At 48.6% G+C, this 6223-nt stretch carries 6 protein-coding genes and 1 riboswitch; of the genes, 3 read left to right on the top strand and 3 right to left on the bottom strand.

Translation table 11 applies throughout. The annotated features are described in order from the left end of the window. On the bottom strand, nucleotides 1-1256 hold a 1256-nt coding region (locus tag AC1DUA_RS27160; protein ID WP_477502736.1), incomplete at its 3' end, for a flotillin family protein. A 39-nt stretch (nucleotides 1257-1295) separates the two neighbouring features. After that, nucleotides 1296-1823, bottom strand: coding sequence for an NfeD family membrane protein (locus AC1DUA_RS27155; protein ID WP_477502735.1), 528 nt, complete (start codon nucleotides 1821-1823; stop codon nucleotides 1296-1298). Nucleotides 1824-2009: 186 nt separating this feature from the next. Between AC1DUA_RS27155 and AC1DUA_RS27150 the strand changes: the two genes are divergently transcribed. Both AC1DUA_RS27150 and AC1DUA_RS27145 read left to right on the top strand, forming a co-directional pair. Further along, nucleotides 2010-3569 carry a copper amine oxidase N-terminal domain-containing protein gene (locus tag AC1DUA_RS27150; protein WP_477502734.1) on the top strand — a complete coding sequence of 520 codons (1560 nt, stop codon included), beginning with the start codon at nucleotides 2010-2012 and terminating at the stop codon, nucleotides 3567-3569. A gap of 115 nt (nucleotides 3570-3684) precedes the next feature. After that, entirely contained in the window at nucleotides 3685-3867 is a 183-nt protein-coding gene (locus tag AC1DUA_RS27145) for a hypothetical protein (protein WP_477502733.1), read from the top strand. A gap of 434 nt (nucleotides 3868-4301) precedes the next feature. On the opposite strand, the gene AC1DUA_RS27140 is transcribed toward AC1DUA_RS27145, so the two are convergent. Next, a complete protein-coding gene (locus tag AC1DUA_RS27140) occupies nucleotides 4302-5657 on the bottom strand; it encodes an 8-oxoguanine deaminase (protein ID WP_477502732.1) in 1356 nt (451 codons plus the stop codon). Between the two features lie 59 nt (nucleotides 5658-5716). Next, nucleotides 5717-5813, bottom strand: a riboswitch (purine riboswitch). Nucleotides 5814-6000: 187 nt separating this feature from the next. Between AC1DUA_RS27140 and AC1DUA_RS27135 the strand changes: the two genes are divergently transcribed. Then, on the top strand, nucleotides 6001-6201 hold the full coding sequence (locus AC1DUA_RS27135; RefSeq protein WP_028555458.1) for a cold-shock protein: 201 nt from the start codon (nucleotides 6001-6003) through the stop codon (nucleotides 6199-6201). Nucleotides 6202-6223: the final 22 nt, after the last annotated feature.

Genomic DNA, 6223 nt, shown 5'->3' with positions numbered 1-6223 from the left:
ACGTTGCTCAGTGGCGCCGCAATCTTCTCCGCTAACTCCGGCAGAATGCGAAGAATCTCCACCGTCACCGCCGCCTGCGTGTACTGCTTGTAAGCCTCAGCCTTCTTCTCCAGCGCCTCCGCTTCAGCAAGTCCTGCCAAACGAACGACTTCCGCGTTCGCTTTCCCTTTGGCGAGCTCCGCCTCAGCCGTCGCTTCACCGCGCTTTCTCGTCGACTCGGCATCCGCCTCGGCTTCGAGAATTTGCCTCTGTTTGYTCACTTCGGCGCGCATAATCGCCGCCTRTTTCTCCGCTTCGGCCGGCTTGATGACGGACGCCTCGAGTTCCTTCTGCTTCAGCTCAACTTCAATCTGCCGTACGGTCTTATTCGCTTCAGCTTCCATCTGCCTGATTCTAACTTGCTCCGTCACGAGCGATTGCTGAATCTGCTTCTGCTTCAGTTCATAAGCCAAATCCGCTTCGGCCTGACGGCTCGTCGTTTCCTGCTTAAACTCCGCTTCTCGCATGCTTAGCTCTTTGCGGTACTGCGCTTCTTTGGCCGATGCAACCGTCTCCGCTTCAATCTTAAGCTGGTGCGCTTCTGCTTTGCGAATAGCGGACTCCTTTTCCGTATCTGCTTGTCGGATCTGGATGTCTCGTTCGACCTCAGCTCTGGCAATGCTGGCGCTTTTGCGGATGCGCTCCACTTCCGGTACGCCAAGGTTCTCAATATAACCTTGATCATCCGCCACACGTTTGAGKACGAAGGAGATCAGACTCAGCCCCATTTTATCCAAATCCTCCGAGCACGTTTCCCTCATCTTGCTATTCAGCTCATCCGGATTCTTAAGAATGGATTCCACTGTTAATTGACCAACTAAACCGCGCAGATGTCCTTCTACGGAATGCAAAATCATCATCTCCCGCTCCAGCAGCGTATGGTCCAGGAACTGCTCGGAGGCTGTGCCAATGGCGATGGGGTCGCTTTGAATTTTGATCTGGGCAACCGCCTCGATCTTAAGACGTATCCCCTGTTGGGAGAACATGGGCTGATCTGGTTTAACGTCGAAGCTCATGAGCATCATGGAGATCGTTTTGAAGCTCTGAAAGCCTGGAATAACGAACGTTCCCCCGCCTTGTACGACGCGTTTGCCGCCCAAACCGAACACAATCATCGCCTCATTCGGTGGAACCTTCTTATAAGCTCTAACAATGGTAGTAAGTAATATGAAGACAACAACCACAATCGCAACAACCGTATACAAAATCGTTAACATAATCGAATAACCTCCCGGAAGTTAGTAATACCATTAAGCTTATTCACTGAATTGACTTACTGTAGCGACGCCTTTGTCCATATGAAGAATGACCACCTTCGCTCCTTTGGCTATAGATTCTCCGAGCTCTGATCGCGCGCTAATGGACCGTTTGGTCCCCTGCATCACAATCACCATCTCACCGATGCCCTTTCCGTTAATGGGGACAATCAGCTTCCCTAACTGTCCGTTAAGTGCAAAATCGCTTTCTCTCATGCTGTCATCATGCTTATAGATGACTTTGGCATAGAAAAGGAAGAACAACCAACCCACGAAAAGTCCGGAGCCAATAGCAATGAGCAGGACGAGTAAACCGCTGGTCATCCCTACTTCATTAAGCATATACCCCATCCCGCCGAATACCGTTAAGCTCGCTAAAAGGGAAGACAAGTTGAAGAAGGACGGTCCCCCATGACCATGTGCCCCTCCGGTATCTCCGTGGACTTCGAAGAAATCGCCACCAAAAAATGTCACAAGAACAGTTAGTACAAGCCCTACAAAAAAACATACAGCAAACAAAGTCATCATAGATGTCACCTCCTTGTGGCCTCTTGCAGGCAGCATATTGCATCTAATAAATATAGACGAAATTGGTAATAAAAGGTTTCGGTTTGAAAATAATCCGTTTGCATGCGAATCCTTCTTCTGTGCATCGCGTATAATCATTGGACGTCTTTTTGTTATTTCTATTAAAACTAAGGAGTAGATTAGCACATGTACAAAAATAAAATGACTTGGTGGGTATCCGCCGCCATGGTGTTCCTGCTGCTTACGCTGACAGGTTGCCAAGCTGTACAAGGCTTAGACATTGCAGAGGCGATCAAAAACAGCGCAACCGTAAAGTCCTCCGAATCCAAAGGCACCTTGCAGATCGAGGTAGTACCAGGCGACACCTCCAAGCTAACAGCTGACGAGCAGAAGTCGCTTAGCGCCCTGCAAAATGTAAAAGTTGAGCTTACGAACGTGAAAACACAAGACGCACAGCAGATTTCTGCAGACGGTACAATTACATACGGGAAAGGCTCTATCCCATTCAAGCTTGCTGCTGAAGGCACGAAGATCATTGTGCGTATTGAAGGGGCGAAAAAGCCGATCGTTTATGATCTCTTAGGCGGATCAAATCCAACCTTCACGCAAATGCTGCCAACTGTCATTCAGGAGCAGCTCGGAAACATCATAGCCGAGATTAAGCCTTCGATTATTGGACTTATTTTAGCGAATACAGCAAATCCTTCTAACATCTCAGTCTCCACGGTTACGGACCAAATTAACGGTGCTGACCTCTCTCTTCAGCAAGCACATATTGAACTAAACGGCACTGAGCTCGCTTCCCTGCTCCGTAAGCTGTTCAGCAATATCCTGGCAGATGAAGCTGGATTAAAAGAACTGCTGAGCCAATTGTACGATGCTTTGTCGCCTGTTATCGAAGAGCAGATCAAGGCTGGCTCCGCAGACTTTTCCTTAAAGATTTTGAGCAACAAGCAATTAGCCCTTGGACTCGTCTATGAGCCTATCCGTGACTTTCTGGAGAAAACGGCAGCTTCCTTCGAAGCCGCCAATACGGGAGATGCCGAGCAGGGTGTAATGCCCCTTAACAGTTTATTTGACAGTAAAACCACGCTCAATGCCGATATTTACATCGATGCCGACAAATTCATTCGCAAGCAAACACTTGCAGTGAACATGCCGCTTCAAGATAAGGGCACTGGCGTTGCAGGACTTAAACTCTCCTTCACAAGTGAAACCTGGAATATGAATAAGCCAGTTACAGCTGATACGATTGATATCTCCGGCGGTGCGGTACAAGTTGGAAAGGACGCTTCCTCCATCTACCACGTGCTGGATAACTTGGATAAACAGTCTCTTTTCTATAAGATGCTGCGCGAAGATATGAAAGTAACGAAGAAGGAAGTTAACTTGAAGCTGACGGATGACGGGGCTGGTTCAACAAGCGATACACCGCAGCCAGTCATTAACGCTGACAACAAAACAATGGTGCCTGTACGCTTTATATCCGAAAAGCTTGGCGCTGAGGTTGGCTGGAACGGCGACTTACAGGAAGTCACAATCAAAGACTTATTATCCGGTAAGACGATTACCCTGAAACTGGACAGTAAAGTAGCTACGGTTGACGGTGCTTCAATCGAGCTGGAAAGTGCTGCAACGCTCCATAATGGATCTACCTTCGTGCCGATCCGTTTCATCGCGGAGTCGCTTGGCGGCATCGTATCCTTCAACGATGCGACCCGTGTCGTGACAATCAAACGTGATTAGCCTCGGAATAAATGCATAGGCAAATGCACCATTTTCGGACGACTGAATAGTCTGTAGTGAACCTAGGCAATAAGCCTACCGCTGCGCGCAGCCGTACGAAAAAGGAGCGAAAGCTATGTATATGAATCCGTCGCAACACCCTGGGCATCAAGGACCGCAAGTTGTTTATCAAGCAGAACCCAACTGGCAGCATCAAATGGTGCATCAGAGGAACACGATTATGGGTGCTATTCACCCCCATGTCGGACGTACGATTCGCGTCACAACCATAGACGGGCATACGCATGAAGGTCTATAAGACCTTGAGTGAGGTGCGAGCTTTTTTGATATTGTGGGCTGTGAGATGCGGGGTCGACAGCCTCTATTTGCGGCGGCGAGGCAACTCGCGTGCAGAATTGGCGTGCGATGTATGATGCATGTTTGCGGAAATTTAACTGGCATTTATACCGTTAATCTGAGCTGAATGGTGGCAAGGGAATGAATTAACGGTAGATGCTCCATCTAACTCGTCGGCAGCAGGCCGAAATGGGGAGATTCGGCGAAATTAGCGGTAGAAAATCCAGTTAGTTGGGCAAATTTGGAGTAATCGGCGGAAATAGCAGGAGTAATCGGCGTTAATTACAATTAGCCCACTCAGGTAGGCGTGTTCCAAAGGGACGAGCCATCTCAGCTGAATAGAGGGAGAAACTACCGTTAATCTGAGCTGAATGGTATCAGGGGATGAATATACCCTTACCCCTGAATAAATCGTTCAAACGATGTTTGGCAGTCCCTAGCGAGCCGTTCCTCATCCTCCCCAGCAAGTCTGCCGTTCTCGACGACAACTCTCCCACCCACGATAGTGTAATCCACTGGTCGCTTAAGGCCCACCGTTGCCAGCCATGATTTGGGGTCTGTCTGCGTCCCTACAGCGTCAATGTGGTCCACTCGAACCATGAACAAATCTGCCGCCTTCCCCACCTCAAGCGAGCCGATATCGCTTCTCCCTAATATCTCAGCGCCGCCTCTGGTGGCGATTTTCAATAACTCATAGCCACTTGGCGCCTGGGCGCTAGATTGAAGTCTGTGCAGCAAGTACGCTACCCTAAGCTCCTCAAGCAAGTTCGATCCGTCATTGGAAGCACTGCCATCCACCGCTAAACCCACGGGAATCCCCATGTTCAGCATTTCTGGGACTCTAGCGATTCCCGACGAAAGCTTCATGTTGGAAATCGGGCAATGTGCGATGCCGGTTTTGGTTTGCACGAGCAGCTTCATTTCCTCATCGTTAAAATGGATGCCATGGGCGTACCACACGTCAGGCCCTAACCAGTCCAAGCTTTCCATATAAGCCAGCGGTCTCATCCCGAACCTTTCAAGCGTATAGGCTTCTTCATTTTTCGTCTCAGCGAGGTGCGTGTGAAGCCGTACTCCCTTGGCTCTTGCCAGCTTCGCCGACTCCCGCATCATGTCTGCGGAAACACTGAATGGTGAGCACGGTGCCAGCACCACCTGACGCATTGAGCCTGCGCTGGCATCGTGATAAAGATCGATCAGCCTCTCGCTGTCAGCAAGGATCGTATCCAGATCCTGCACGACGCTCATAGGGGGCAATCCCCCTTGATCCCTGCCAAGCGTCATGGACCCTCTGGAAGCTACGAAGCGAATACCTAAGCGCTCAGCCGCTTCGAACTGTTTATCGATGAAATGGGCGCTATGCTGCTGCGGAAAGACATAATGATGGTCGAAGACCGTGGTACAGCCATTTTTCATGAGATCGGCAATACCCGTTAGGGAACTGTGATACACCGAATCTGGCGTGATCCCCTTCCAAATTTCGTATAGATAGCGGAGCCAGTCGAATAACTCCAGCTTTTGCACCTGCGGCAAATTGCGCGTAAACGTTTGATACAAATGATGATGCACATTAATCAGGCCAGGGTAGACGAACATTTGCGAAGCATCAATGACCCTGTCTGCTTCATAGAAGTCCTTGCCCATCTTGGTAATCCGATTCCCTTCAATGAGGATATTCGCCCGCTCCAACACGCGATTCTCGGCATCCACCGTAACAATAGCTTGAGCATTACGAATCAATAATGAACCCATCTTCATTCCTCCTCAACGTAAATAAGGGAACAAAAAATCCTAACCAACAAACACAATATATAAGCATATATTGTGTTCGTAGTTAGGATTTAGGTTCCCAGTAGAGCCCCCGAACCAAATTATCGAGGTTATACGAACTATGAAATTGTACAGTGCAGCGATCTTTAGCCTCAGTATAGGCAACATTTGGCAGAAGGTCAATTAGTTTGTAAGGAATTTTCATGAAATTGGAATAAGCTCCCTTCTAATTGGATATATTATCAAAGCTGCGTTAACAAGCTGTCAGGTTCTGATTGATCCAGGAGCAATACGCAGGAACAAATTATTGGAGGTTTATGTCTACATGGAAACAGGTACGGTTAAATGGTTTAATGCAGAAAAAGGATTTGGTTTTATCGAAATGGAAGGCGGCAATGATGTGTTCGTTCACTTCAGCGCTATTACGGGGGAAGGTTTCAAAAGCTTGGATGAAGGCCAACGCGTACAATTTGAAGTTGTTCAAGGTAACCGCGGACCGCAAGCTGAAAATGTAGTCAAGCTGTAGTCCTTACCACATATTGCTATAC

It is taken from the genome of Paenibacillus sp. 01T422 (genome assembly GCF_056398785.1).
This window is presented reverse-complemented; position numbering and strand designations above follow the sequence as displayed.

Coding starts and splice junctions, on each gene's coding strand:
- AC1DUA_RS27135 (WP_028555458.1), top strand. CDS start 6,001: ATGGAAACAGGTACGGTTAAATGGTTTAATGCAGAAAAAGGATTTGGT.
- AC1DUA_RS27140 (WP_477502732.1), bottom strand. CDS start 5,657: ATGGGTTCATTATTGATTCGTAATGCTCAAGCTATTGTTACGGTGGAT.
- AC1DUA_RS27150 (WP_477502734.1), top strand. CDS start 2,010: ATGTACAAAAATAAAATGACTTGGTGGGTATCCGCCGCCATGGTGTTC.
- AC1DUA_RS27155 (WP_477502735.1), bottom strand. CDS start 1,823: ATGATGACTTTGTTTGCTGTATGTTTTTTTGTAGGGCTTGTACTAACT.
- AC1DUA_RS27145 (WP_477502733.1), top strand. CDS start 3,685: ATGTATATGAATCCGTCGCAACACCCTGGGCATCAAGGACCGCAAGTT.